Origin of the sequence: Saccharopolyspora karakumensis (assembly GCF_004349225.1) — a bacterium.
Classification (GTDB): Bacteria; Actinomycetota; Actinomycetes; order Mycobacteriales; family Pseudonocardiaceae; genus Saccharopolyspora; species Saccharopolyspora endophytica.
In genome coordinates, this window is sequence record NZ_SMLA01000002.1 from 233,928 (window position 1) to 259,182 (window position 25,255).

The window sequence follows — 25,255 nt, forward strand, 5'->3', positions numbered from 1 at the left end:
GAGGAGTGTCATGACCAGCGCCACCAGCCGCCGCCGACCGGACGATGACGCGGATGTGATCGTCGTCGGAGCGGGACCGGCCGGCTCGACGGCTGCGACGTACCTGGCCAGGGCGGGACTGGACGTCCTGCTGCTGGAGAAGAGCGTCTTCCCGCGGGAGAAGGTCTGCGGCGACGGGATCACGCCACGGGGCGTCAAGCAGCTCATCGACCTGGGCATCGACACCAGGGAAGAAGCCGGCTGGCTGCACAACAAGGGCCTGCGGGTCGTCGGCGGCGGAGTCAGCCTGGAGCTCGACTGGCCGAGCCTGTCCGACTTCCCGCCGTACGGCGTCGTCCGCCCGCGCAACGACTTCGACGACCTGCTGGCCCGCAACGCCCAGCTCGCCGGGGCTCGCCTGTTCCAGCAGACGAGCGTCAGCGGCGCCATCACCGACGAGCGCACCGGCCGGGTCGTCGGCGTGGAGGCCAAGACCGGACCTGAGCGCAAGCCGGTGACCTACCGGGCTCCGCTCGTCGTGGCCTGCGACGGGGTGTCGGCTCGACTGGCCCTGTCGGTGGGCATCCAGAAGCGCGACGACCGGCCGATGGGCGTGGCCGTGCGCCGGTACTACACCAGCCCGCGCACCAAGGACGATTTCCTGGAGTCGCACCTGGAGCTGTGGGACAAGTCCAACCCGGCCGACCCGACGCTGCTGCCCGGCTACGGCTGGATCTTCGGCATGGGCGACGGGACGGTCAACGTCGGGCTGGGCATCCTGTCCACCTCGTCGGCCTACGGCAAGACCGACTACCGCCAGTTGCTGCGGTCCTGGCTGGACGGAACCCCCGAGGAGTGGGGATTCCGGGAGGACAACGCCACCGGCAAGATCGGCGGTGCCGCGCTGCCCATGGGCTTCAACCGCACCCCGCACTACCGCAACGGCCTGCTGCTGGTCGGCGACGCGGGCGGCATGGTCAACCCGTTCAACGGCGAGGGCATCGCCTACGCGATGCAGTCGGCCCGGCTGGCGGCCGAGTGCGCGGTGCACGCGATGGCGCGACCGACCGCGTTCTCCCGCGAGCAGGCCCTGAGCCGGTACCCGACGGCGGTGCAGCAGGAGCTCGGCGGCTACTTCCGGCTCGGCAATATCTTCAGCAAGTTGATTGGCAATCCCACGGTCATGCGGATGGCCACCAAGCACGGTCTGCCGCGGCAGACGTTGATGCGTTTCGTGTTGAAGCTGCTGGCAAATCTCTACGACGAGAAGGGCGGGGACGCTATGGACCGTGTGATCAGCACCACTACTCGCGCCATCCCTAGCGCGTGACCCTGAGTGTCTGGTCAGATGTCCCGGTAACCGTGAGAGAAGTCATAAAGTTAGGTACGCCTCACTACGGAGCCGAATCGGGCGACCGCATAGAGTGCGCACCGGAGGCCTGAGGCGTGACCTGCGTCTCGGCGGGGACTGACGATGTGTGTCCCGGGCCACAGAACCCGGAACCGGTTGGAGGGGAGCAAAGGTGCTCGACCCGTACATCCCGTTGGTGCTGTTGTTCGCGCTGGCGCTGGGATTCGCGGTCTTCTCGGTCGCGATCGCGCCACTCGTCGGTCCCCGCCGCTACAACAAGGCGAAGCTCGACGCCTACGAGTGCGGGATCGAGCCCTCGCCGCAGCCCGTCATCGGCGGCGGCCGGATGCCCGTCGCCTACTACCTGACCGCGATGTTGTTCATCCTCTTCGACATCGAGATGGTCTTCCTCTACCCGTTCGCGGTCTCGGCCGACGCCCTGGGGATGTTCGGCGTCATCGAGATCGTGCTGTTCATAGCGACCGTCGGCTTCGCCTACATCTACGTCTGGCGGAGAGGCGGATTGGACTGGAACTAACCGGAGCGCTTTGCCCGGTCACCCGCCGGGCGCCTGAGACGAACTGCAGGGACTAGCCGCAAGGACGCGGGAAGGAGTGCCGGCGATGGGGCTCGAAGAGCAGCTGCCCAACGGCATCCTGTTGGCCAACGTGGAGAAGCTCGTCAACTGGACCCGGAAGACGTCGATGTGGCCGGCGACGTTCGGGCTGGCTTGCTGCGCCATCGAGATGATGACCGTTGGCGGTTCCCGCTACGACATCTCGCGGTTCGGCATGGAGCGCTTCTCCGCCACCCCGAGGCAGGCCGATCTGATGATCGTGGCCGGTCGGGTGACCAACAAGATGGCTCCGGTGTTGCGCCAGATCTACGACCAGATGCCCGAGCCGCGCTGGGTGCTGGCGATGGGCGTGTGCGCCTCCACCGGCGGCATGTTCAACAACTACGCGGTCGTCCAGGGCGTCGACCACGTGGTGCCGGTGGACATGTACCTGCCGGGATGCCCGCCGCGCCCGGAGATGTTGCTCGACGCGATCCTCAAGCTGCACGCCAAGATCATGGACGAGCCGATCAACGCCAAGCGCGCGCAGGAGAAGCTCGAACGCGGCGACCGCACCCCGATGATCCCGTCCTCGGTCCGGTACGCGCCGAAGAACGCCTCGCAGCGCAAGCGCGCCGAGCGGCAGCAGGCCGCGCAGCGACGCGAGATGGGCGGAACGGACGAGCTCGGCGCCTTCGAGAGCGCGCCCGAGCGCCCGGAACTCAAGTCGGGTAGGTGAATTCGATGGCGGACAAGGAAACCACCCCGGCCCCGGGCGAACCCGGTTCGAGCGCCGAGCGCGCCGCGGACCTGGCGCCCACGGGAGCCGAACCGGCTCGCGCCGGAGCACCGGCGGCCGGCCGCGAGCGGCAGGGCATGTTCGGCGTGCGCGGCACCGGTGACACCTCGGGCTTCGGCGGGCTGCGCCTGCCGGCCTACGTGCCACCGGCCGGCGAGCGCCCCTACGGCGGCTGGTTCGACGAGGTCGCCGACGCGCTCTTCGAAGCGCTGCGCGCCAAGGGACTTCCGGACGACACCGTGCAGCAGGTGACCGTCGACCGCGGCGAGATCACCTTCTACCTGCGCCGCGACAACCTCGTCGAGGTCTGCCGCATCCTGCGCGACGACCCGGCGCTGCGCTTCGAGCTGTGCAGCTCGGTGTCCGGTGTGGACTACGGGCCGGAGGCGCCGCAGCGGCTGCACTCCGTCTACCACCTGACGTCGATGACCTACCGGCGCCGCATCCGGCTGGAGGTCGCCGTGGACGTGGAGGACCCGCACTTCCCGTCGATCGTGTCGGTCTACCCCACCGCCGACTTCCAGGAGCGCGAGGCCTGGGACATGTTCGGCCTGGTCTACGACGGACACCCGGCGCTGACCCGGATCCTGATGCCCGACGACTGGGACGGTCACCCGCAGCGCAAGGACTACCCGCTCGGCGGAATCCCGGTGGAGTACAAGGGCGCCGAGATCCCGCCGCCGGACCAGCGCAGGGCCTACTCGTGATCGCGGAGAGGTGTGGGCAATGACCACCGAATCACTCACCGGCGCGTACCCCGCCGAGTCTAGAGACACCACCGAGGGCCGCATCTTCACCGTCACCGGCGGCGACTGGGACGAGTTCCTGGACGAAACCGGCGGCGAGGAGCGGGTTGTCATCAACCTGGGCCCGCAACACCCGTCCACGCACGGCGTTCTGCGGCTGGTGCTGGAGCTCGAGGGCGAGACGGTCACCAAGGCCCGCTCGGTCATCGGGTACCTGCACACCGGCATCGAGAAGAACACCGAGTACCGGACGTGGACCCAGGGCGTCACCTTCGTGACGCGGATGGACTACCTGGCGCCGCTGTTCACCGAGACCGCCTACTGCCTCGGCGTCGAGAAGCTGCTGGGCATCGAGGCGCCGCAGCGCGCCCAGACGATCCGCGTGATGCTGATGGAGCTCAACCGGATCTCCTCGCACCTGGTCTTCCTGGCCACCGGTGCGATGGAGCTGGGCGCGACCACCGGCATGACGTACGGCTTCCGCGAGCGCGAAGAGGTCCTGCACCTGCTGGAGTTCCTGACGGGTCTGCGGATGAACCACGCGTTCATCCGGCCCGGCGGCGTCGCGCAGGACATGCCGGAGGGCTGGCAGGACAAGGTGCGCGAGTTCATCAAGGTCATGGACACCCGCCTGCCGGACTACGACAAGCTGTTCAGCGGTCAGCCGATCTGGAAGCAGCGGCTCAAGGACGTCGGTTACCTGCCGCTGGACGGGGCGCTGCAGCTGGGCGTGACCGGACCGCTGCTGCGGGCCGCGGGACTGCCGTGGGACCTGCGCAAGGTCGAACCGTACTGCGGTTACGAGGAGTACGACTTCGAGGTGCCCACCAGCAACGACGGTGACTGCTACGCGCGGTACCTGCTGCGGGTGCAGGAGATGCACGAGTCGCTGAAGATCATCCGGCAGTGCGTGGACAAGATGGAGTCCGGCCCGCACATGGTGTCCGACGCCAAGATCGCCTGGCCGTCGAAGCTGAGCATCGGCGCCGACGGCATGGGCAACTCCCTGGAGCACGTCCGCAAGATCATGGGCCAGTCCATGGAGTCGCTGATCCACCACTTCAAGCTGGTGACCGAGGGCTTCGACGTCCCGCCCGGCCAGGCCTACGCGCCGGTCGAGTCGCCGCGCGGCGAGCTGGGCGTCCACATGGTCTCCGACGGCGGCACCCGGCCGATGCGGGTGCACGTGCGCGAACCCAGTTTCGTGAATCTGCAGGCGATGCCGGCGATGGCCGAGGGCGGGCTGGTGGCCGACGTGATCGCGGCCGTCGCCTCCATCGACCCGGTGATGGGCGGGGTGGATCGATGACCGAGCAGTTCGAGTTCACCACCACCGAGGAGCAGACCGACGCGGTCGACACCTCGGTGTTCGGCGAGGACACCCGGGCCGAGGCGAAGCAGATCATCGCCCGGTACCCGGAGTCGCGATCGGCGCTGCTGCCGATGCTGCACCTCGTGCAGTCGGTGCAGGGACACGTCAGCCCGGCGGGCATCAAGTTCTGCGCCGAGGAGCTGGCGCTGTCGGTCGCCGAGGTCAGCGCCGTGGCGACCTTCTACACCATGTACAAGCGCAAGCCGTGCGGTCAGCACCTGGTCAGCGTGTGCACCAACACGATGTGCGCGGTGCTGGGCGGCGACGCGATCTACAAGGCGCTGGGCGAGCACCTGGACGTCGGGCACGAGGGCACCGCCGGGGAACCCGGCACCGAGGGCTCGATCACCTTGGAGCACGCCGAATGCCTCGCGGCCTGCGATCTCGGGCCGGTGCTGCAGGTCAACTACGAGTACTACGACAACCAGACGCCCGACCAGGCGCTGGAGCTGGTCAGGGCGCTGCAGCGCGGCGAGAAGCCCGCGCCGACGCGCGGACCGGCGCTGTCGGACTTCCGGGGCGCCGAGCGCCAGCTGGCCGGGTTCTTCGACGACCTCGACGAGACCGTGACCGGACCGTCGCAGGCGACCGAGACCAACCGCGGCGCCGCGCTGGCCCAGGAACGCGGCTGGACGGCGCCGAGCATGCCCGATGACGCGGAACTCCCGCCGCTGCCGGAGAAGAAGTGAGGGTGGCCATGACCGAAGCGAGCACCAGCCCGGTGACCCCGGTGCTGACCAAGCGGTGGCTGTCGCCGAACTCCTGGACGCTGCACACCTACGAGCAGCTGGAGGGCTACACCGCCCTGCGCAAGGCGCTGCGAGCTCAACCGGACCAGCTGATCGAGCTGGTCAAGGCGTCCGGGCTGCGCGGTCGCGGCGGCGCGGGGTTCCCGGCGGGCGTGAAGTGGAGCTTCATGCCCAAGGACCCGGTCAAGCCGCACTACCTGGTCATCAACGCCGACGAGGGCGAACCGGGGACGTGCAAGGACATCCCGCTGATGATGGCCGACCCGCACTCGCTGATCGAGGGCTGCATCATCGCCAGCTACGCGATGCGGGCCAACCACTGCATGATCTACGTGCGCGGTGAGGCCCTGCACCCGATGCGGCGGCTCCACAACGCGGTCCGCGAGGCCTACGCCGCCGGGTACCTGGGCAAGAACATCCTGGACTCCGGCTTCGACCTGGACATCGTCGTGCACGCCGGAGCGGGCGCCTACATCTGCGGCGAGGAGACCGCGCTGCTGGACTCCCTGGAGGGCAAGCGCGGTCAGCCGCGGCTCAAGCCCCCGTTCCCCGCGGCGGCCGGGCTCTACGCCTGCCCGACGACGGTGAACAACGTGGAGACCATCGCGTCGGTCCCGTTCATCGTCAACGGCGGCTCGGACTGGTTCCGCACCATGGGCAGCGAGAAGTCGCCGGGCCCGAAGATCTACTCGATCTCCGGGCACGTCACCGAGCCCGGCCAGTACGAGGCGCCGATGGGCACCACGCTGCGGCAGCTGCTGGAACTCGCGGGCGGCATGAAGGACGGCGTTCCGCTGAAGTTCTGGACCCCGGGCGGGTCCTCGACGCCGCTGTTCACCGCCGAGCACCTCGACGTCCCGCTGGACTTCGAGGGCGCGGCCGAGGCCGGGTCGATGCTGGGCACCACGGCCGTTCAGGTGTTCAACGAGACCGTGTCGGTGCCGTGGGCCGTGATGAAGTGGACGCAGTTCTACGAGCACGAGTCCTGCGGCAAGTGCACCCCCTGCCGGGAGGGCACCTACTGGCTCGCGCAGGTGCTGGAGCGGATGGTCGACGGGCACGGCACCGAGGAGGACATCGACACCCTCCTGGACGTCTGCGACAACATCTTCGGCCGCTCGTTCTGCGCCCTCGGCGATGGCGCGGTCAGCCCGATCACCAGCGGTATCAAGTACTTCCGCGAGGAGTTCCTCGCGTTGTGCGACAAGAACAAGTCCGCCGCGGAACTGGTAGGAGCGGCCCGATGACCCTGGCACCCGAATCCGAAGCGCGCCCGGTCCCCGAGGGCTACGTCCGGCTCACCATCGACGGCGTCGAGATCGAGGCGCCCAAGGGCGAGTTGCTGATCCGGACCGCCGAGCGGATGGGCATCACCATCCCGCGGTTCTGCGACCACCCGCTGCTGGACCCCGCGGGTGCCTGCCGGCAGTGCCTCGTCGAGGTCGAGATGAACGGCCGGGCGATGCCGAAACCGCAGGCGTCCTGCACCATGACGGTCGCCGACGGGATGGTCGTCAAGACGCAGAACACCTCGCCGGTGGCCGACAAGGCGCAGCAGGGCGTGATGGAGCTCCTGCTGATCAACCACCCGCTGGACTGCCCGGTCTGCGACAAGGGCGGCGAGTGCCCGCTGCAGAACCAGGCGCTCAAGCACGGCCGCGCGGAGTCCCGCTTCCACGACACCAAGCGGACCTTCGCCAAGCCGGTGCCGATCTCCTCGCAGGTCCTGCTGGACCGCGAGCGCTGCGTGCTCTGCCAGCGCTGCACCCGGTTCTCCAAGCAGATCGCCGGTGACCCGTTCATCGAGCTGCTGGAACGCGGTGCGCTGCAGCAGATCGGCATCGGCGAGCAGCAGCCGTTCCAGTCGTACTTCTCCGGCAACACCATCCAGATCTGCCCGGTCGGTGCGCTGACCAGCGCCGCCTACCGGTTCCGGTCGCGGCCGTTCGACCTGGTCTCCACCCCGGGGCAGTGCGAGCACTGCGCGTCGGGCTGCGCGACCCGGACGGACTGGCGGCGCGGCAAGGTGATGCGCCGGCTGGCCGGGGACGACCCGGAGGTCAACGAGGAGTGGATCTGCGACAAGGGCCGCTTCGCGTTCCGCTACGCCAACGCCGCGGACCGCATCACCCGGCCGCAGATCCGGGAGAACGGTCAGCTGCGCGAGGCGTCCTGGACCGAGGCGCTGCAGGCCGCCGCCGAGGGCCTGACCGCCGCGCGTGACGCGGGTGGGGTCGGGGTGCTGCCCGGTGGCCGGTTGACCGTCGAGGACGCCTACGCCTACTCGAAGTTCGCCCGCGTCGCGCTGCGCACCAACGACATCGACCACCGCGCCCGGCCGCACTCCACCGAGGAGCTGCGGTTCCTGGAGTCCACCGTGGTCGGGGTGACGCCGGAGAACGGTGTCACCTACGGCGATCTGGAGTCCGCCCCGGCCGTGCTGTGCGTGGCGTTCGAGCCGGAGGAGGAGTCGCCGATCGTCTTCCTGCGGCTGCGCAAGGCCGCGCGGGCGGGCAGGACGCAGGTCTTCCACGTCGCCCCGCGCACCTCGCCGGGCGTGGAGAAGACCACGGTCATCACCCACGCCGGAGGCCCGGTGCGAACCGGTTCGCTGGTGCAGTGCGTGCCCGGTGGCGAGGCCGCCGCGCTGGAGTCGCTGCCGTCCGATGTGGACGAAGCGATGCGGCAGCAGGGCGCGGTGCTCATCGTCGGTGAACGCGCCGCCGAGGTGCCCGGCCTGCTGTCCGAGGTGCTGCGCACCGCCCAGCGCACGGGAGCCAGGGTCGCCTGGATCCCCCGCCGAGCAGGGGAACGCGGCGCCATCGAGGCCGGTGCGCTGCCGACGCTGCTGCCCGGCGCGCGTCCCGTCATCGACGACCACGCCCGCTCCGACGTGGAGCGGACCTGGGGCATGGCACCCGGCTCGCTGCCCGCCGCAGCGGGTCGCGACGCCACCGAGATCCTCACCGCCGCCGCCTCCGGGGAGCTCTCCGGTCTGGTGGTCGGCGGCGTCGATCCGGACGACCTGCCCGACCCGGAGCTGGCCCGCAAGGCCCTGACCGGCGCCGGTTTCGTGGTCAGCCTGGAGCTGCGCCCGAGCGCGGTGACCGAGCAGGCCGACGTGGTGCTGCCGATCGCGCCCAGCGTGGAGAAGAGCGGCAGCTACCTCAACTGGGAGGGCCGCCGCCGCGAGTTCGCCACCACCATCGACGGCACCGGCGCGCTGCCGGACTGCCGGGTGCTGGACACGCTCGCGGTCGAGATGGACGCCGACCTGTTCACCCAGAGCCCGGCTGCCGCGAGCGCCGAGCTCGAGCGGCTCGGCACCCACACCGGCGGACGCACCGACGGACCCGACGAGGCCGTCGCGCACGCACCGCGACCCGGCCCCGGCCAGGCCGTGCTGGCGACCTGGCGGCAGCTGCTGGACAACGGTTCGCTGCAGGACGAGGAGCCGAGCCTGGCGGGCACGGCCCGCAACCGGGTCGCGATCGTCTCGCCGGAGACCGCCAAGCGCGTCGAGATCAGTTCTGGACAACGGCTGGAGGTCCGCACCGAGCAGGGCAAGATCGTGCTGCCGGTCGAGATCGCCGACATGCCCGACGACGTCGTGTGGGTGCCCACCGACTCCGGGAAGGCCCGCGTGCACAAGGTCCTCGGCGCCGGGCACGGAGCGCTCGTCGACATCGCGCCGAGCAGCGCGAGCCCGGAGAGCAACGGGCATTCGCTGAACGGCAATTCCCCGGCCCACCACAACGGGGGGAACGCATGACCAGAACAGCCGAACTCCTCGCGGACGACCCGATCTGGCTGATCCTGCTCAAGGTCGTGGCCATCTTCGTCTTCCTGGTGCTGATGACGCTGCTGACGATCTGGGCGGAACGCCGGGTCATCGGCCGCATGCAGCACCGGCCCGGCCCGAACCGAGCGGGACCGTTCGGCATCCTCCAGTCGCTGGCCGACGGCTTGAAGCTGGCCTTCAAGGAGGACATCCGCCCGGTCATGGCCGACAAGTGGGTGTACTTCCTGGCCCCGGTCATCTCCGCGACGCCCGCGCTGGTGTCGTTCGCGGTGATACCGATCGGCCCCGAGGTCACCATCTTCGGCGAGCGCACCGCGCTCCAGCTGGTGGACCTGCCGGTGGGCCTGCTGGTCGTGCTGGCCTGCGCCTCGATCGGCGTCTACGGCATCGTGCTCGCCGGCTGGGCCTCCGGCTCCCCGTACCCGCTGCTGGGTTCGCTGCGGTCGGCAGCTCAGGTGATCTCCTACGAGATCGCGATGGGCCTGTCGTTCGTCGCGGTCATCATGTACGCGGGCACGCTGTCGACCTCCGGCATCGTGGCAGCGCAGGAGAACGGCTGGTTCTTCGCGCTGCTGCCGGTGAGCTTCCTGGTCTACATGGTGTCGATGGTCGGTGAGACCAACCGCGCCCCGTTCGACCTACCCGAGGCCGAGTCCGAGCTGGTCGGTGGTTTCCACACCGAGTACTCGTCGCTGAAGTTCGCGCTGTTCTTCCTCGCCGAGTACATCAACATGGTCACCGTCTCCGCGCTGGCCACCACGCTGTTCCTCGGCGGCTGGCACGCGCCGTGGCCGCTGTCGCTGATCGGCGACGGGGTCCTCAACACCGGTTGGTGGCCGGTGCTGTGGTTCCTCGGCAAGACGATCGCGTTCCTGTTCTTCTTCGTGTGGCTGCGCGGCACGCTGCCCCGCCTGCGCTACGACCAGTTCATGGACCTCGGCTGGAAGCTGCTGGTCCCGGTCAGCCTGGTGTGGATCATGGCGGTGACCGTGATCCGGGCGCTGCGCAACTCCGAGGCCGTCAGCACCCAGCAGTTCATGATCGGCGGCGCGGTCGTGGTGGTGATCCTGGTCGCGGCCACGTTCCTCATCCCGGACCGCAAGCCCGAGAAGGACTCCGACGAGGTGCCGCTCGCGGGCAGCGGCTTCCCGGTGCCGCCGATCGACCTGGAAGTCCCCAAGACCCCGTCGCGACGCACCCCGGTGCGCAGCGGCACCGGTTCCGGCGAGCTCGCGGGTCCGGAAGGCGAGGAGGCGCCCCATGGGAATGTTTGATCCGATCAAGGGATTCGGCGTCACCTTCTCGACGATGTTCAAGAAGGTCGTCACCGAGGAGTACCCCGAGGTCAAGAAGGTCGCCGCGCCCCGGTTCCACGGCCGCCACCAGCTCAACCGGCATCCGGACGGGCTGGAGAAGTGCGTGGGTTGCGAGCTGTGCGCCTGGGCGTGCCCGGCCGACGCGATCTTCGTCGAGGGCGGCGACAACACCGACGAGGCCCGCTTCTCGCCCGGTGAGCGCTACGGCATGGACTACCAGATCAACTACCTGCGCTGCATCGGCTGCGGGTTGTGCATCGAGGCGTGCCCGACGCGGGCGCTGACGATGACCAACGAGTACGAGACCGCGGACGACAACCGGCAGGACCTGATCTACACCAAGGCCGACATGCTGGCGCCGCTGCTGCCCGGTATGGAGCAGCCGCCGCACCCGATGCGCCTCGGCGAGGACGAGCAGGACTACTACGTCAACGGTCCCGAACTCGCCAAGCAGCGAGGGGTTCCGGAGGGATCGACGGTGGAATCGGGTCCGGAGGTTGATGCGCGATGAGCACCGGAATCGTGCTGGCACAGGCCGGCGACGTGGTCGGCACCGGGGAGACGGTGCTGTTCTGGGTCCTCGGTCCGCTGTCGCTGCTGGGCGCGCTCGGCATGGTCTTCGCCCGCAACGCGGTGCACTCCGCGCTGTGGCTGGTGCTGACGATGCTGAGCCTGGGCGTGCTCTACATGGGTCAGAGCGCGCAGTTCCTGGGCTTCACCCAGATCATCGTCTACACCGGCGCGATCATGATGCTGTTCCTGTTCGTGCTGATGATGGTCGGCCGCGACTCCTCGGACTCGGTGGTGGAAGTCCTGCGCGGACAACGCCTCTGGGCCGGGATCGGCGGGGTCGGCCTGGCGGCGCTGCTGGTGTCGGGACTGGCCCGGTCGCTGACCTCGGTGCAGGCAGCACCGGCGCTGGACCCCTGGCAGCCGGTCGGTGGTGGAGCGGGCGGCCTCGGCCGGCTGATCTTCACCGACTACCTGTTCCCGTTCGAGCTGACCTCCGCGCTGCTGATCACCGCAGCGGTCGGGGCCATGGTGCTGGCCTACGGCGGCAAGGGCCGCGGCCCGCGCCTGGGCCAGCGGGAGCGCGCCAACGCGCGGTTCCGCGGCGAGCGCCCGTCGCCGCTGCCCGGTCCCGGCGTGTACGCCACGGCCAACTCGGTCGCCGTGCCCGCGCTGCTGCCGGACGGTTCGGTCGCGCCGGAGTCGCTGTCGGAGCTGCTGGAGAACCTGCCCGCCGAACGGCTCGACGACGAGCGTCGCGCGGTCGCCGGTGACGAGCCCCAACCCGACGCGCACGCGCTGACCGAAGAGCCGGAGCTGCCCGAGCAGACCGGTTCCGGCAAGTCCGGTGAACCGGTCATCGACGCGGGTCCCGAGATCCCGGCGCCGGGCAACGGCAACGGTCGTCCGGACCAGCGGGCCGGTCACGCCACCGAGGAGGTTCACCAGTGACCCCCACGTACTACCTGCTGCTGTCCGCGCTGCTGTTCTCGATCGGCGCGGTCGGAGTCCTGGTGCGGCGCAACGCCATCGTGGTCTTCATGTGCGTCGAGCTGATGCTCAACGCGGTCAACCTGACGCTGGTCACCTTCGCCCGCATCGAGGGGACGGTGCACGGGCAGGTCATGGCGTTCTTCGTGATGGTCGTCGCGGCCGCCGAAGTGGTGGTCGGCCTGGCCATCATCATGTCGATCTTCCGGACGCGTCGCTCGGCCTCGGTCGATGACGCCAACCTGCTCAAGTACTGAGAGGGCGCGTGGTGACGGCAAAGATGCTTGAAACCGCAGCGGGGGTCGCCGAGGCGACCGGGCCCGCGCAGTCCTACGCCTGGCTGCTGGTCGCGTTCCCGCTGGTGGGTGCCGCGATCCTGCTGATCGCGGGGCGCCGTGCCAACGGCTGGGGACACCTGCTGGGGTCGGCCACGGTGATCGCCTCGTTCGTCTACGGGCTGTGGCTGTTCACCTCCGTCGCCGGCAGTCCGGAAGGCGAGCAGGTCCGCGATCTGCACCTGTTCTCCTGGATCCCGGTCAACGCGCTGCAGGTCGACTTCGGGCTCCGGCTGGACCCGCTGGCGATGGTGTTCCTGCTGCTGATCACGGGTGTGGGATCGCTGATCCACCTGTACTCGATCGGCTACATGAGCCACGACCAGCAGGGGCGCACCGGTTCGGCCAACACCGAGCGCCGCCGGTTCTTCGCCTACCTGAACCTGTTCGTCGCCTCGATGTTGATCCTGGTGCTGGGCAACAGCTTCGTGACGCTCTACCTCGGCTGGGAGGGCGTCGGTCTGGCCTCCTACCTGCTGATCGGCTTCTGGCAGGGCCGTCCTTCGGCGGCCGCGGCGGCGACCAAGGCGTTCGTGATGAACCGGGTCGGCGACGTCGGCCTGGCGCTGGCGATCTTCCTGCTGTTCGCCAACCTCGGCACCACGCAGTACGCGGAGGTCTTCGCCCGCGCCGGTGAGCTCTCGCCGGGCGTGCTGCTGGCGATCACGCTCCTGCTGCTGCTCGGAGCCTGCGGCAAGTCCGGCCAGGTCCCGCTGCAGGCGTGGTTGCCGGACGCCATGGAGGGCCCGACCCCGGTGTCGGCGCTGATCCACGCCGCGACGATGGTCACCGCGGGCGTCTACCTCGTCGCCCGCTCCAACCCGCTGTTCTCGCTCTCGCCGGGCGGGCAGCTGGCCGTCACCATCGTCGGCGCCGTGACGCTGCTGGTCGGATGCGTCATCGGCTGCGCCTACGACGACATCAAGAAGGTCCTGGCGTACTCCACGGTCAGCCAGATCGGCTACATGATGCTGGCGGTCGGGCTCGGCCCGGCCGGGTACGCGCTGGGCATCATGCACCTGCTCACGCACGGCTTCTTCAAGGCCGGGCTGTTCCTCGGGGCCGGTTCGGTCATGCACGGCATGAACGACGAGGTCGACATGCGCAAGTTCGGCGGCCTCGCCCGGTACATGCCGATCACCTTCGGCACGTTCGGCCTCGGCTACCTGGCTCTGATCGGGTTCCCGTTCCTGTCCGGCTTCTACTCCAAGGACGCCATCATCGAGGCGGCGTTCGGCCAGGAGGGCTGGCGCGGCTGGGTCTTCGGCGGCGCCGCGATGCTGGGCGCGGGCATCACCGCGTTCTACATGACGCGGCTGGTGCTGATGACGTTCTTCGGCGAGAAGCGCTGGAAGGACCTGAAGGCGAGCAACGGCCAGGAGTTCCACCCCCACGAGTCGCCGGCGATCATGACCGCGCCGATGATCGTGCTGGCCATCGGTTCGATCGGCGCCGGCATGTTCCTGGCGGGTGGCGACCGGCTGGTGACGTTCCTGTCGCCGTCGCTGGGCGAGCTGCAGGAAGCTCACCACACCGCCATCCCGCACGCGATGATCCCCGTGCTGACGGTGGCCATCTCGGCGCTGGGAGCGGTGATCGCGTGGCTGGTCGTGGGCCGCAAGCCGGTACCGGTCGAGCGCCCGGCGAAGGTCTCGCCGGTGGTGCGCGCGGCTCGCGCCGACCTCGGCGGCAACGCGCTCAACGACCTCGTCGCGGTGCGCCCGACCTTCGGCCTCACCAAGGGCCTGCTCGCGGTGGACCGCAAGGGCGTCGACGGCACGGTCTCCGGCATCGCCGCGCTGCTGACCTTCAGCTCGGGCCGGATGCGCCGCTGGCAGACCGGTTTCGTCCGGTCCTACGCGCTGTCCATGCTCTTCGGCGGTGTCGTGGTGATCGCCGCCCTGATGGCAGTGGGGATCCCGACATGACGACCTCGCACGGACCCGTTCTGCCCAGTCCTGTTCGGCACAGTGAGCTCCGGGAGGAGATCCGATGACCCTGCTGCTCGCCCTGGTGCTGCTGCCGATCGTCGGGTCGGTGGTGGTGGCGCTGCTGCGCGGCAACGCCGCCGCGGCGAAGTGGACCGCGCTGGGGTTCTCCCTCGCCGAGCTCGTGATCGCCGTGGCCGCGTGGTTCGCCTACGACCCGGCCGGCCCGCGGATGCAGCTGACCAGCTCGATCCCGTGGATCCCGTCGTTCGACATCAACTTCTCGCTCGGCGTGGACGGCATCGCGCTGGTGATGGTCCTGGTCATCGCCGTGCTGATGCCGCTGGTGCTGGGCTACAGCTGGGGCGAGAAGCTGCCCGAGGGCCGCACGCACGGCGGGTTCTTCTCGCTGCTGCTGCTCGAGCAGGCGCTGACCGTGGCGGTCTTCGCCGCCACCGACGTGTTCCTGTTCTACGTGCTCTTCGAGATCATGCTGATCCCGATGTACTTCCTCATCGGCGGCTACGGCGGTGAGAAGCGCAGCTACGCGGCGGTGAAGTTCTTCCTGTACTCGTTCCTCGGCGGCCTGATCATGCTGGCCTCGGCCATCGGCGCGTACAGCTACAGCGCGCAGGTCACCGGCGAGGGCACGTTCGACTGGGCCAAGCTCGTCCCGATCCTGTCGGACGCCCCGCTGAACGTGCAGATCTGGCTGTTCCTGGGCTTCTTCGCGGCGTTCGCGATCAAGGCCCCTCTGATCCCGTTCCACACCTGGCTGCCGGACGCCGCGCAGCAGGCGCCGATCGGCGTCGCGGTGATCGTGGTCGGCGTGCTGGACAAGGTCGGCACCTTCGGCTTCCTGCGCTACAGCCTGCCGCTGACGCCGCAGGCGTCGCAGCAGCTGGCGCCGCTGGTGCTGGTGCTCGCGGTGATCGGGGTGCTCTACGGCTCGCTGCAGGCGTTCGGGCAGACCGACCTCAAGCGCTTCATCGCCTACGTCTCGATCGCGCACTTCGGGTTCATCGCGCTCGGCATCTTCGCGTTCACCTCGCAGGCGCACGTCGGCGCGGTGTCGTACATGATCAACCACAGCATCGCCACGGGCATGCTGATCCTGGTGATCGGCATGATCATCGTGCGCGGCGGTTCGACCCGGATCGCCGACTACGGCGGCATGGCGAAGGTGACCCCGCTGCTGGCGGGCACCCTGCTGATCGCGGGTCTGAGCACCCTGTCGCTGCCGGGCACCAACTCCTTCGTCAGCGAATTCCTCGTGCTGGTCGGGTCCTTCCCGACCCGTCCGGTGTACACGACGCTGGCCACGATCGGCATGGTGCTGGCCGCGGTCTACGTGCTGTGGCTGTACCAGCGCACGATGCAGGGCCCGGTCCGCGGAGACGCGCTGCTGGGCACCGCGACCGGCCCCGGGGCGGTGACCGACCCGAACCGCGAAGGCGCGCACCGGCTCCGGCTGGCCGACCTCGGTGCCCGGGAGATCGCCGTGCTGGCCCCGCTGGTCGTGCTGATCATCGGGCTCGGCGTGTACCCGAAGCCGGTGCTGGACGTGATCAACCCGTCGGTCGCGGCAACCATGAGCGAGGTCGGCGTCACCGACCCCGTGACCTCGCAGGGAGGTAACTGACAGTGGTCAAGGGATTCCCGAGCCAGCTGGGTTCCGTCGAGATTCCGCCGATCGACTACGCGGCGATCGCGCCGGTGCTGGTGATCCTCGGTGCCGCCTGCCTGGCGATCCTGGTCGAGGCGTTCCTGCCCCGCCACCAGCGCTGGTCGGTGCAGGTCGGGCTCAGCCTGGCGTCGATCGTCATCGCCGGTGTCGCGCTGGCCGCGTTCGCGCGGTCCGCCGGGACCGGTGTGACCACGCTGTCCGACTCGCTGGCCGTCGACCCGCCGACGCTGTTCCTGTGGGGCACGCTGCTGGCGCTCGGACTGGGTTCGGTGCTGCTGATCGCGGACCGCTCGGTGGAGCCGGGCGGCGCGTTCGTGGCGGAGGCGATCCCGGCCGAGGGCCCGGGGACGATGAGCCGCGCCGCCGCGTCGGCGTCCGGGATGCGCACCGAGGTCTTCCCGCTGGCCCTGTTCTCGCTGGGCGGGATGATGGTGTTCTGCGCGGCCAACGACCTGCTGACGATGTTCATCGCGCTGGAAGTGCTGAGCCTGCCGCTGTACCTGATGTGCGGGCTGGCCAAGCGCCGCCGGTTGCTGTCGCAGGAAGCGGCCGTGAAGTACTTCCTGCTGGGCGCGTTCGCCTCGGCGTTCTTCCTCTACGGCCTCGCGCTGCTCTACGGCTACGCGGGCTCGGTGAAGCTGCAGGCGATCGCCGACGCCACCGCCGGTTCGGAGCGCTCCGACACGCTGCTGTTCGCCGGTCTCGGCCTGCTGCTGGTGGGTCTGCTGTTCAAGGCGTCGGTGGGTCCGTTCCACACCTGGACCCCGGACGTCTACCAGGGAGCCCCGACCGCGGTCACCGGTTTCATGGCGGCCTGCACGAAGGTCGCTGCCTTCGGCGGCATCCTGCGCGTGCTGCAGGTCGCCTTCGAGGCCTCCAGCTGGGAGTGGCGCGGCGTGGTCTGGACGATCGCCGTGGTCTCGATGGTGATCGGCGTGGTGCTGGGTCTGACCCAGCGCGACATCAAGCGCATGATCGCCTACTCCTCGGTGGCCCACGCCGGGTTCATGCTGCTGGGCGCGCTCGCGCTCTCCGACCGCGGTCTGGCGGCGACGCTGTTCTACCTGCTCGCCTACGGGTTCACCACGATCGCCGTGTTCGGTGTGATCAGCCTCGTACGGCGGTCCGACGGTGAGGCAACTCACCTTTCGGACTGGGCGGGTCTGGCGAAGCGTTCACCCCTGGTCGCCTGGGTGTTCACCTTCCTGCTGCTGGCCCTCGCCGGCATCCCGATGACCAGCGGTTTCGTCGGAAAGTTCGTGGTCTTCGAGGCCGCCCTCACCGACGGCATGGCACCGCTGGTCGTGGTGGCCCTGGTGGCGAGTGCGGTTGCGGCCTTCTTCTACCTTCGTGTCATCGTGCTGATGCACTTCCAAGAACCGGCTGCTGACGGCCCCACCGTGAGCGTGCCGGGTGCGTTCACGACGGCGGCGATCACGCTGGGCGTGGTCGTGACGTTGTTGCTGGGCGTGCTGCCGACGTTGGCTCTGGACTGGGCGAACGTCGGGGGATTCGTGTCGTAGAGTGCTCGCCCGTAGGGCGATCGTGGGGGAGCGAAGGCGACGGTGACGTGAGCAGGCCAGCGGATGACCCGATCAGTGAACTGAGCGCAGCCGGGTTGGGTGGTTTCCAGATCACCGACACGGAGCTGGCCGACTCGGTCAAGCAGGGCATGGCACGCGTCGAGCAGCTGCTGCACGACGAGGTGCAAAGCGACCTCGACTTCGCCACGCGCACCTCGTTGCACCTGGTGGACGCGGGCGGGAAGCGCTTCCGCCCGCTGTTCGTCCTGCTCGCCGCTCAGTTCGGCGACCCGACCACCGACGAGGTGGTCAAGTCCGGCGCGGTGGTGGAGATGATCCACCTCGCGACGCTCTACCACGACGACGTGATGGACGAGGCCACCATGCGGCGGGGCGCGACCAGCGCCAACGCCCGCTGGGACAACTCCGTCGCGATCCTCACCGGCGACTTCCTGTTCGCCAAGGCCTCCCAGCTGATCGCCGACCTCGGCGCCGAGGCGGTCCGCCGGATGGCGGCCACCTTCGAGGCGCTGGTCACCGGGCAGATGCGGGAGACCGAAGGGGTCGGCGAGGGCGATGACGCCATCGACTTCTACCTCAAGGTGATCTACGAGAAGACCGGTTCGCTGATCGCGACCGCCGGCCGGTTCGGCGCCTGGTTCTCCGGGGCCGACGCGGCGACCATCGAGTCGCTGGAGCGGATCGGCAAGCTGATCGGCACCGGTTTCCAGATCTCCGACGACATCATCGACATCGCCTCGCCGTCGAAGGAGTCCGGCAAGACCCCGGGCACCGACCTCCGCGAGGGCGTCAAGACGCTGCCGATGCTCTACGCGCTGGCCGACGAGAACTGCCCGCCCCGGCTGCGCGAGCTGCTGGGACGTCCGCTGTCCTCCGACGCCGAGGTCGCCGAGGCCTTGGAGCTGCTGCGCGAGTCGCGCGGTCTGGAGCGGACTCGCGGCACGCTGCAGGAGTTCGCCGACGACGCCCGCAAGGAACTCGCGTCGCTGCCCGACGTGCCGGCCAGGGAGGCGCTGTCCTCCCTCGTCGACTACGTGGTCGCCCGCACCTGGTGACGTGCCGCTGTCAACGCGCCGTCTGTCTTGAACTCGCCGTCCGAGTCACGAGCGGGTCAAAGAGGTACCGGGCGGCGCCGCACGCGTGGTAGGAACCCGGGAGTGACCGGCGTAGCTGCTGGAGCCCCGGAGGAGGGACATCTCTCGTGATCACCTGGCTGTTCACCCAGGTGTGGCTGTGGAGCCTCGCCGCTTTCCTGTTGGGCGCGCTCGTCACCTGGGCGTTGTTCGTCCGGCCGTTGCGGCGCAGGCTCGAGGCTGAGCTGGCCAGGCCGCGCTACGCCGAACCCGTCTACGACGAGCCGGTCTACGACGAGCCCGTCTACGAGACCTACGAGGACGAGCCGGTCACCGAGCACCGGTCGCTGGACCTGCTCGAGCAGCGCCCGCCTCAGTGGGAGTCCCCCGAGGAGCAGCAGCTCGAGGAGTGGGACCGCAGGCCGCGCCCGTGGGTCGCGGCGGAGGCGACGTTGCGCTCCGCTCCGGCGGAGACGCAGCGCCTGCCGGAACCGGAGCCCGAGCCCGAGGCCCCGTCCGGGGACAACACCTGGTTCCGCAACCCCGAGGTGGAGGAGACCAGGACCGAGGCGCGCCCGTCGCACTTCCCGCCGGGAGCCGACGACGAGGAGTCCGATCAGCTCTCCGGACAGCTCCGCTCGCTGTTCGAGCCGGAGTCCAGCGGCGACGCCGCCGAGCCGTACACGCCGCCGGTCGGCGCCGACGCCACGCAGGTCATCCCGGCCGTCCCCCGCGAGCAGCCGCAGGCCGGCGGCAGCCCGAACGCCGACGGTGCCGAGGCCAAGCCGCTGCCGAAGCGCACTCCGCAGCCGCGCTCCGACTCGCCCGTGCAGGCCGACCCGCCGAAGATCCCGGATGCGCTGCGGCAGCGCGTCGAGAACGGCGAACCGCTCGCGCGCGGTGACGAGGGCGCGGAAGCCCCGGAGATCAAGCTGGTCGACAACCCCGACGACTCCGCTCCGCTTCCCCGCCGGACCCCGGGCGCAGGCCCTCACCCGGGCCGCGACGCCAACTGGGAGAAGCCCTCGGAGACCCCGCAGGCCCAGGAGCCCGTCCCGGACCGGCCGGAACCCCGCCGGGCAGCGGCGGAGGCCCCTCGGCCCAAGCCGGCCCAGGCCCCGGCGGGTCCGGTGATCAAGGGGCATTCGGCGTCCCGCACGTACCACACGCCGGACTCCCCGCAGTACGACCAGATCAGCGCGGACGTCTGGTTCCGCACCCCCTCCGACGCCGAGATCGCCGGGTTCGAAGCCTGGAACCGCTCCTGACCCCACGCGGTCGGGTCAGTCGGCCTGCGGCTGGCGCTCGAGCAGGCGCGAGAGGACGACGGTGGAGACCGTGCGTGAGACGAAGTCGACCTCGCGGAGCCGTTCCATCGCCTCCTCCAGGTGGTGGATGTCGGCCGCGCGCAGGTGCACGATGGCGTCCGCCTGCCCGGAGACCGTGTAGGCCGCGATGACCTCCGGCAGCGGTTCGAGCCCGGTCCGGATCCGGTGCGCGGGGACGTTGCCGTGGCAGTGGACCTCCACGAACGCCTCCGTCCCCCAGCCCAGCGCCTCGGGGTCGACCACCGCGGTGAACCCCTGCAGAACGCCCTGGTCGAGCAGCTTGTCGACCCGTCGCTTCACCGCGGGCGCGGACAGTCCCACGTCCGAACCGATCTCCGCGTAGCTCGCGCGAGCGTCGGCGACCAGGCGCGAAATGATTCGTTGGTCCAAGGCGTCCATGTGCAACATTCTGCCGCAAACGACGAACGGAGCGGCGTTGATGGTAGGTATCCATAGCACTTAGATTTCGATTCATGACGGCAACAGCGGCGCGACCCGCCGAAACGCTCGCGGCCAAGCAGGCCACCACCCGCCACTTCCTCATGTGCCCGCCCACGTACTTCACCGTCGAGTACGTGATCAACCCGTGGATGAACCCGGACGAACCGGTGGATGCGGCGCTGGCGATGGCGCAGTGGGAAGAGCTGAAGAACACCTACGTGCGGCTCGGTCACACCGTGGACACCATCGAGCCGCAGCCCGGCCTGCCCGACATGGTCTTCGCCGCGAACTCCGGCACCGTGATCGAGGGCCGCGTGCTCGGCTCGAAGTTCCGGGCTCCCGAGCGCGCCGCGGAGGCCGAGCACTTCCGCCGCTGGTTCGTCACCCGCGGCCACCGCGACCTGGTGATGCCGACGCGGATCAACGAGGCGGAGGGCGACTTCGCCTGGACCGGTGAGGTGCTGCTGGCCGGGACCGGGTTCCGCACCGACCCCGCGGCGCACGCCGAGGCGCAGGAGGCCCTGGGCGTTCCGGTCGTCTCGCTCAACCTGGTCGACGAGCGCTACTACCACTTGGACACGGCCCTGTTCGTGCTGGACAAGGGCCCCCACGCGCAGATCGCCTACTACCCGGGCGCCTTCTCGGAGGGCTCGCGCCGGGTGCTGGCGCGGATGTTCCCGGACGCGGTGATCGCCGACGAGGCCGACGCGTCCTGCCTGGGCCTCAACGGCGTCTCCGACGGGCACCACGTGGTGCTGCCGTTCGAGGCGACGGGCCTGGCCGCGCAGCTGGAGGAACGCGGCTACGAGGTGTTCGGGCTGGACATGTCCGAGCTCCGCAAGTCCGGAGGCGGACCCAAGTGCTGCACCATGGAACTGCACGCCTGACCTGGTGGAACGGCTGCACGAGGTGGTCGTGCAGCCGTTCTCCGCGCAGTCACACCATGACGGCCTGAACGCCCAGCTCGATGCTCACCGTCGGGCCGACCACCGCGATGCCCTTGGCGAGCGTGGCCTGCCAGTTCACCGAGTAGTCCTCGCGGCGCAGGGTCGCGGTGGCGTCGCAGGCGACCCGCAGGTCGCCGTCGAACCCGGGACCCTGGAACTTGCGCTGCCCCAGGTAGACCGTGGCCAGATCCACCGGGCTCGTGGTGCCGCGCAAGGTGAGGGCGCCGCTGACCTTCCAGCGGTCCGCGCGCACGTGGGTGAGCCGGTTGCTGCGGAAGTGCAGCTGCGGGTGCGACTCGACGTCGAGGAAGTCCGCCGACCGGAGGTGGTCGTCGCGCATCTTCACGCCCGTGTCGATGGAGGCGGCCTCCATGACGACCTCGATCCGGGAGTCCTCGAACCGCGGCGCCACGTCGATCACGCCGTCGAACCGCCGGAACTCCCCGTGGATCTTGGACATCCCGATGTGCTGGGCGACGAAACGGATCTCGGTGTGGTACGGGTCGAACCGGTAGCGGCCGGGCTGCGGCAGCTCCAGCGAGTCGTCCGGCTCCACCCCGATGGTGCCGAGCGGGGAGTGCTGGTTGACCTGCACCTGGATCCGGGCGCTGTAGCGTCGGTAACCGCCGGCGGTGAGGGACAGCTTGTGCGTGCCCGGAGCGACGGAGAGGGCGAAGCCGCCGTAGGAGTCGGTCTTGGTCTCACCGATGACCTGGTTGAGCCGGTCGACGATGGTGACGTTCACGTCGGGGAGCAGTGAACCGCGCTCGTCGTGCACCTGCCCGCTCACCAGACCGCTGTCCAGTGGCCTGGGGTGCAGGAAGAATCCGCCGCGGGGGGAGCGCGCCGGAGTGCCGGGGCTGGCCGACAACCGCCGGCGCAGCTTGGCGAGGACCATTGAGAATCCCTTCTGAGCATCCTCCGCGGGGGGAACCGGAGGATCAATTTTCGCTTTCAACGGCTGTGGTTTTCAGCCTAGATCGACTAACGAGTTCACCCGATCGGAGGGTGAAGTTGTCTTCCGCACATTCGTTCAGCGGAACCAGCCGCCGACGCCAAGCGTTTTCCAGTTGAATCACGGGCGGAGGCAGAGGTGCACAGTCATTTCAACGGTCTGAAAACCGCGGTGCTGCTCGGCGGGATGAGCGCGCTGGTGCTGCTGGTCGGTACGATCTTCGGACGGGCCGGACTGGTCATCGCGCTGGTCGTGGCGCTGGGCATGAACGGGTTCGCCTACTTCAACTCGGCGAAGCTGGCCTTGCGGTCGATGCACGCCAGGCCGGTCTCGGAGGCCGAGCAGCCGGCGATGTACCGGATCGTGCGCGAGCTGGCGACCTCGGCGCGCCAGCCGATGCCCTCGCTGTACATCAGCCCCACCCGCGCCCCGAACGCGTTCGCGACCGGCCGCAACCCGCGCAACGCCGCGGTGTGCTGCACGACCGGGATCCTGGAGCTGCTCGACGAGCGCGAGCTGCGCTCGGTCCTCGGCCACGAGCTCTCGCACGTCTACAACCGCGACATCCTGATCTCCAGCGTGGCCGGAGCGCTGGCCAGCGTCGTGACCTTCCTGGCGAACTTCGGGATGTTCTTCGGCATGTTCGGCGGCAGCGACGAGGACCGCCCGAACCCGTTCGCGATGCTGCTGGTGGCCCTGCTGGGGCCGATCGCGGCGGCCGTGGTGCAGATGGCGGTCAGCCGCTCCCGCGAGTACCAGGCAGACGCCTCGGGCGCCCAGCTCACCGGAGACCCGCTGGCCCTGGCCTCCGCCCTGCGCAAGCTGCAGCTGGGCACGCAGGCGGTGCCGCTGGCCCCGGAGCCGCAGCTGGTGTCGCAGTCGCACCTGATGATCGCCAACCCGTTCCGCCCGGGCGAGCGGTTGACCCGGTTCTTCTCGACGCACCCGCCGATGGACGAGCGCATCGCGCGGCTGGAGGGCATGGCGGGCAGGCAGCTGCCCCCGATCCACTAGGCACCCGCCTTGCGGGCGACCTCCATCACGTACTCGCCGTACCCGGACTTGGCCTGCTTCGCGCCGAGCTCGTAGCAGGCCTCGGCGGAGATGAAACCCATCTTGAGCGCGATCTCCTCCAGGCAGGCGATCCGCACCCCCGTGCGGTGCTCGAGCACCTGCACGAACTGCCCGGCCTCCAGCAGCGAGTCGTGCGTCCCGGTGTCCAGCCAGGCGAAGCCGCGGCCCAGCTCGGTCAGGTGCGCGCGACCTTCTCGCAGGTAGGCGAGGTTGACGTCGGTGATCTCCAGCTCGCCTCGCGCCGACGGCGAGAGGCCCTTGGCGATGTCGACGACGGCGTTGTCGTAGAAGTACAGCCCGGTGATCGCCATGTTCGACCGGGGCTCGGCGGGCTTCTCCACGATCGACAGCAGCTTGCCGTCCGCGTCGACCTCCCCGACCCCGTACCGCTGCGGATCCCGCACCGGATACCCGAACAGGGTGCATCCGCGCAGGTCACGAGCGCAGTTGCGGAGGATTCCGGAGAAGCCCTGGCCGTAGAAGATGTTGTCGCCGAGCACCAGCGCGACGGGCTCGTCGGAGACGAAGTCGGCCCCGATGACGAAGGCCTCCGCCAGCCCGTTGGGCTGCGGCTGCTCGGCGTAGGAGATGTCCAGGCCGAACTGCGACCCGTCGCCCAGTAGACGCCGGAAGAGCGGCAGGTCGGACGGGGTGGAGATCAGCAGGACCTCCCGGATGCCGGCGAGCATCAGCACCGAGATCGGGTAGTAGATCATCGGTTTGTCGTAGACCGGGAGAAGCTGCTTCGACACGGCCTGGGTGAGCGGGTGCAACCGAGTCCCGCTGCCTCCGGCCAGCACGATCCCCTTCACACAGCACCTTCCCGATCAGCCGGCGCGGCGTACCCGCCCCGAACCCGACGACGAGGGTATCCGGGAGAGGAGCGAAGGGGACATCCGCGCAGCTCCGAGGCGGGTTCCCGCCACGGCGGGGCGGTCGTGGTCCGAACGCACCGGGCAAGAGGGGCATCGATCATGGACGGTTCGGACCACAACCGCCTGAGACCGGCCCCGGCCCCCGCGCTGGGCCGGGCCCAGCGCGGACGAGCTGGGGTCTACCGGTAGTTCTCGAACTGCAGCGCCACGTCGAAGTCGGAGGACTTCAGCAGCGAGATGACGGCCTGCAGGTCGTCCTTCTTCTTGCCGGACACGCGCAGCGCGTCGCCCTGGATCTGCGCCTGGACGCCCTTGGGGGCCTCGTCGCGGACCTTCTTGGAGATCTTCTTCGCGGTCTCCTGCGAGATGCCCTGCACGATCTTGCCGGTGACCTTGTAGATCTGGCCGGAACTCGCCGGTTCGCCCATGTCCAGGGCCTTCAGCGAGATGTTCCGCTTGATCAGCTTCTCCTTGAAGACCTCGATCGCGGCCTTGCAACGCTCCTCGGTCTCCGACTCCAGGACGACGGCGTCCTCGCCGGACCAGGAGATCTTGGTCCCGGTGCCGCGGAAGTCGAACCGGTTGGCGAGCTCCTTGGCCGCCTGGTTCAGCGCGTTGTCCACCTCCTGGTGATCCACCTTGCTGACCACGTCGAAGGACGGGTTTGCCACCTTGACTACCTCCCGTTGAGCCGTCGTTCAGGTCTGCCAGGACACGCTACCGGGGTCCGAGCAGATCCCACCTGTTACCCGCGACGTCGCGGAACACGACCACCCGGCCGTAGGGCTCGCTGCGGGGTTCGCCCAGGAACTCCACCCCGGCCTCGACCATCCGCCGGTACTGCGCGTCGAAGTCGTCGACCTGCAGGAAGAAACCCACCCGACCCCCGGTCTGGTTC

At 69.4% G+C, this 25,255-nt stretch carries 24 protein-coding genes; 19 read left to right on the plus strand and 5 right to left on the minus strand.

The genetic code is table 11. The features are described 5' to 3' along the window. Positions 1–10 precede the first annotated feature (10 nt). The 17 genes from E1202_RS02405 (at position 11) to E1202_RS02485 (ending at position 20,005) form a co-directional block, all read left to right on the plus strand. Positions 11–1,309, plus strand: a complete 1,299-nt coding sequence (locus E1202_RS02405; RefSeq protein WP_132680586.1) for a geranylgeranyl reductase family protein — start codon at positions 11–13, stop codon at positions 1,307–1,309. A 193-nt stretch (positions 1,310–1,502) separates the two neighbouring features. Continuing rightward, the gene (locus E1202_RS02410; protein ID WP_132680587.1) at positions 1,503–1,868 is read left to right on the plus strand and encodes an NADH-quinone oxidoreductase subunit A; all 366 of its coding nucleotides are present in this window, start codon (positions 1,503–1,505) and stop codon (positions 1,866–1,868) included. 85 nt (positions 1,869–1,953) lie between these two features. Continuing rightward, a complete protein-coding gene (locus E1202_RS02415; RefSeq protein WP_132671790.1) occupies positions 1,954–2,625 on the plus strand; it encodes a NuoB/complex I 20 kDa subunit family protein in 672 nt (223 codons plus the stop codon). Positions 2,626–2,630: 5 nt separating this feature from the next. Continuing rightward, positions 2,631–3,392, plus strand: coding sequence for an NADH-quinone oxidoreductase subunit C (locus E1202_RS02420; protein ID WP_132680588.1), 762 nt, complete (start codon positions 2,631–2,633; stop codon positions 3,390–3,392). Positions 3,393–3,411: 19 nt separating this feature from the next. Continuing rightward, on the plus strand, positions 3,412–4,740 hold the full coding sequence (locus tag E1202_RS02425) for an NADH-quinone oxidoreductase subunit D (protein ID WP_132680589.1): 1,329 nt from the start codon (positions 3,412–3,414) through the stop codon (positions 4,738–4,740). Next, positions 4,737–5,492 (plus strand): NADH-quinone oxidoreductase subunit NuoE, encoded by a 756-nt coding sequence (nuoE, locus tag E1202_RS02430; RefSeq protein ID WP_132680590.1) that lies wholly within the window; start codon positions 4,737–4,739, stop codon positions 5,490–5,492. The genes E1202_RS02425 and nuoE overlap by 4 nt, the downstream gene beginning before the upstream one ends. Positions 5,493–5,500: 8 nt before the next feature. Beyond that, a complete protein-coding gene (nuoF, locus tag E1202_RS02435; protein WP_132680591.1) occupies positions 5,501–6,799 on the plus strand; it encodes an NADH-quinone oxidoreductase subunit NuoF in 1,299 nt (432 codons plus the stop codon). Continuing rightward, positions 6,796–9,324 carry an NADH-quinone oxidoreductase subunit G gene (locus E1202_RS02440; RefSeq protein WP_132680592.1) on the plus strand — a complete coding sequence of 843 codons (2,529 nt, stop codon included), beginning with the start codon at positions 6,796–6,798 and terminating at the stop codon, positions 9,322–9,324. Before nuoF ends, E1202_RS02440 begins: the two co-directional genes overlap by 4 nt. Then, on the plus strand, positions 9,321–10,628 hold the full coding sequence (nuoH, locus tag E1202_RS02445; RefSeq protein WP_132680593.1) for an NADH-quinone oxidoreductase subunit NuoH: 1,308 nt from the start codon (positions 9,321–9,323) through the stop codon (positions 10,626–10,628). The genes E1202_RS02440 and nuoH overlap by 4 nt, the downstream gene beginning before the upstream one ends. Continuing rightward, entirely contained in the window at positions 10,615–11,181 is a 567-nt protein-coding gene (gene nuoI, locus E1202_RS02450; protein WP_132680594.1) for an NADH-quinone oxidoreductase subunit NuoI, read from the plus strand. Before nuoH ends, nuoI begins: the two co-directional genes overlap by 14 nt. Continuing rightward, on the plus strand, positions 11,178–12,131 hold the full coding sequence (locus E1202_RS02455; protein WP_132680595.1) for an NADH-quinone oxidoreductase subunit J: 954 nt from the start codon (positions 11,178–11,180) through the stop codon (positions 12,129–12,131). Before nuoI ends, E1202_RS02455 begins: the two co-directional genes overlap by 4 nt. Next, entirely contained in the window at positions 12,128–12,427 is a 300-nt protein-coding gene (nuoK, locus tag E1202_RS02460) for an NADH-quinone oxidoreductase subunit NuoK (RefSeq protein ID WP_093414272.1), read from the plus strand. The genes E1202_RS02455 and nuoK overlap by 4 nt, the downstream gene beginning before the upstream one ends. A 23-nt stretch (positions 12,428–12,450) precedes the next feature. Beyond that, positions 12,451–14,433, plus strand: a complete 1,983-nt coding sequence (gene nuoL / locus E1202_RS02465; protein ID WP_132680596.1) for an NADH-quinone oxidoreductase subunit L — start codon at positions 12,451–12,453, stop codon at positions 14,431–14,433. A gap of 64 nt (positions 14,434–14,497) precedes the next feature. After that, positions 14,498–16,075, plus strand: coding sequence for an NADH-quinone oxidoreductase subunit M (locus E1202_RS02470; RefSeq protein WP_132680597.1), 1,578 nt, complete (start codon positions 14,498–14,500; stop codon positions 16,073–16,075). 26 nt (positions 16,076–16,101) lie between these two features. Then, positions 16,102–17,643 (plus strand): NADH-quinone oxidoreductase subunit NuoN, encoded by a 1,542-nt coding sequence (nuoN, locus tag E1202_RS02475; RefSeq protein WP_132680657.1) that lies wholly within the window; start codon positions 16,102–16,104, stop codon positions 17,641–17,643. A gap of 47 nt (positions 17,644–17,690) precedes the next feature. Beyond that, positions 17,691–18,719, plus strand: a complete 1,029-nt coding sequence (locus E1202_RS02480; RefSeq protein ID WP_132680598.1) for a polyprenyl synthetase family protein — start codon at positions 17,691–17,693, stop codon at positions 18,717–18,719. A gap of 146 nt (positions 18,720–18,865) precedes the next feature. Beyond that, positions 18,866–20,005, plus strand: a complete 1,140-nt coding sequence (locus E1202_RS02485; protein ID WP_132680599.1) for a sunset domain-containing protein — start codon at positions 18,866–18,868, stop codon at positions 20,003–20,005. Positions 20,006–20,020: 15 nt separating this feature from the next. Here E1202_RS02485 and E1202_RS02490 read toward each other — a convergent pair whose 3' ends face one another. Further along, positions 20,021–20,464: an Lrp/AsnC family transcriptional regulator gene (locus tag E1202_RS02490; protein WP_132680600.1), complete on the minus strand. Its 444-nt coding sequence runs from the start codon at positions 20,462–20,464 to the stop codon at positions 20,021–20,023. A 74-nt stretch (positions 20,465–20,538) separates the two neighbouring features. Between E1202_RS02490 and ddaH the strand changes: the two genes are divergently transcribed. Next, entirely contained in the window at positions 20,539–21,393 is an 855-nt protein-coding gene (ddaH, locus tag E1202_RS02495) for a dimethylargininase (protein WP_132680601.1), read from the plus strand. 49 nt (positions 21,394–21,442) lie between these two features. Here the strand turns inward: ddaH and E1202_RS02500 are convergent, their stop codons facing one another. After that, positions 21,443–22,351 carry a YceI family protein gene (locus E1202_RS02500; RefSeq protein WP_132680602.1) on the minus strand — a complete coding sequence of 303 codons (909 nt, stop codon included), beginning with the start codon at positions 22,349–22,351 and terminating at the stop codon, positions 21,443–21,445. Between the two features lie 195 nt (positions 22,352–22,546). Here E1202_RS02500 and htpX point away from each other — a divergent pair, with 195 nt between their 5' ends. Next, positions 22,547–23,422, plus strand: coding sequence for a zinc metalloprotease HtpX (gene htpX / locus E1202_RS02505; protein ID WP_132680603.1), 876 nt, complete (start codon positions 22,547–22,549; stop codon positions 23,420–23,422). On the opposite strand, the gene rfbA is transcribed toward htpX, so the two are convergent. The 3 genes from rfbA to E1202_RS02520 form a co-directional block, all read right to left on the minus strand. Next, positions 23,419–24,294 (minus strand): glucose-1-phosphate thymidylyltransferase RfbA, encoded by an 876-nt coding sequence (rfbA, locus tag E1202_RS02510; protein ID WP_132680604.1) that lies wholly within the window; start codon positions 24,292–24,294, stop codon positions 23,419–23,421. The two genes, htpX and rfbA, sit on opposite strands and share 4 nt — an antisense overlap. Before the next feature lie 242 nt (positions 24,295–24,536). Further along, positions 24,537–25,028, minus strand: a complete 492-nt coding sequence (locus E1202_RS02515; RefSeq protein ID WP_132680605.1) for a YajQ family cyclic di-GMP-binding protein — start codon at positions 25,026–25,028, stop codon at positions 24,537–24,539. A 46-nt stretch (positions 25,029–25,074) separates the two neighbouring features. Next, the coding region (locus E1202_RS02520) for a VOC family protein (protein WP_207918425.1) at positions 25,075–25,255 on the minus strand (181 nt) is incomplete at its 5' end.

What these genes read in the sequence shown, in the direction of transcription:
- E1202_RS02500 (WP_132680602.1), bottom strand. Translation starts at nt 22,351, where the DNA reads ATGGTCCTCGCCAAGCTGCGCCGGCGGTTGTCGGCCAGCCCCGGCACT.
- E1202_RS02440 (WP_132680592.1), top strand. Translation starts at nt 6,796, where the DNA reads ATGACCCTGGCACCCGAATCCGAAGCGCGCCCGGTCCCCGAGGGCTAC.
- nuoF (WP_132680591.1), top strand. Translation starts at nt 5,501, where the DNA reads ATGACCGAAGCGAGCACCAGCCCGGTGACCCCGGTGCTGACCAAGCGG.
- nuoI (WP_132680594.1), top strand. Translation starts at nt 10,615, where the DNA reads ATGGGAATGTTTGATCCGATCAAGGGATTCGGCGTCACCTTCTCGACG.
- E1202_RS02415 (WP_132671790.1), top strand. Translation starts at nt 1,954, where the DNA reads ATGGGGCTCGAAGAGCAGCTGCCCAACGGCATCCTGTTGGCCAACGTG.
- nuoH (WP_132680593.1), top strand. Translation starts at nt 9,321, where the DNA reads ATGACCAGAACAGCCGAACTCCTCGCGGACGACCCGATCTGGCTGATC.
- nuoE (WP_132680590.1), top strand. Translation starts at nt 4,737, where the DNA reads ATGACCGAGCAGTTCGAGTTCACCACCACCGAGGAGCAGACCGACGCG.
- E1202_RS02490 (WP_132680600.1), bottom strand. Translation starts at nt 20,464, where the DNA reads ATGGACGCCTTGGACCAACGAATCATTTCGCGCCTGGTCGCCGACGCT.
- E1202_RS02470 (WP_132680597.1), top strand. Translation starts at nt 14,498, where the DNA reads ATGACCCTGCTGCTCGCCCTGGTGCTGCTGCCGATCGTCGGGTCGGTG.
- ddaH (WP_132680601.1), top strand. Translation starts at nt 20,539, where the DNA reads ATGACGGCAACAGCGGCGCGACCCGCCGAAACGCTCGCGGCCAAGCAG.
- nuoL (WP_132680596.1), top strand. Translation starts at nt 12,451, where the DNA reads ATGCTTGAAACCGCAGCGGGGGTCGCCGAGGCGACCGGGCCCGCGCAG.
- E1202_RS02405 (WP_132680586.1), top strand. Translation starts at nt 11, where the DNA reads ATGACCAGCGCCACCAGCCGCCGCCGACCGGACGATGACGCGGATGTG.
- E1202_RS02420 (WP_132680588.1), top strand. Translation starts at nt 2,631, where the DNA reads ATGGCGGACAAGGAAACCACCCCGGCCCCGGGCGAACCCGGTTCGAGC.
- E1202_RS02455 (WP_132680595.1), top strand. Translation starts at nt 11,178, where the DNA reads ATGAGCACCGGAATCGTGCTGGCACAGGCCGGCGACGTGGTCGGCACC.
- E1202_RS02425 (WP_132680589.1), top strand. Translation starts at nt 3,412, where the DNA reads ATGACCACCGAATCACTCACCGGCGCGTACCCCGCCGAGTCTAGAGAC.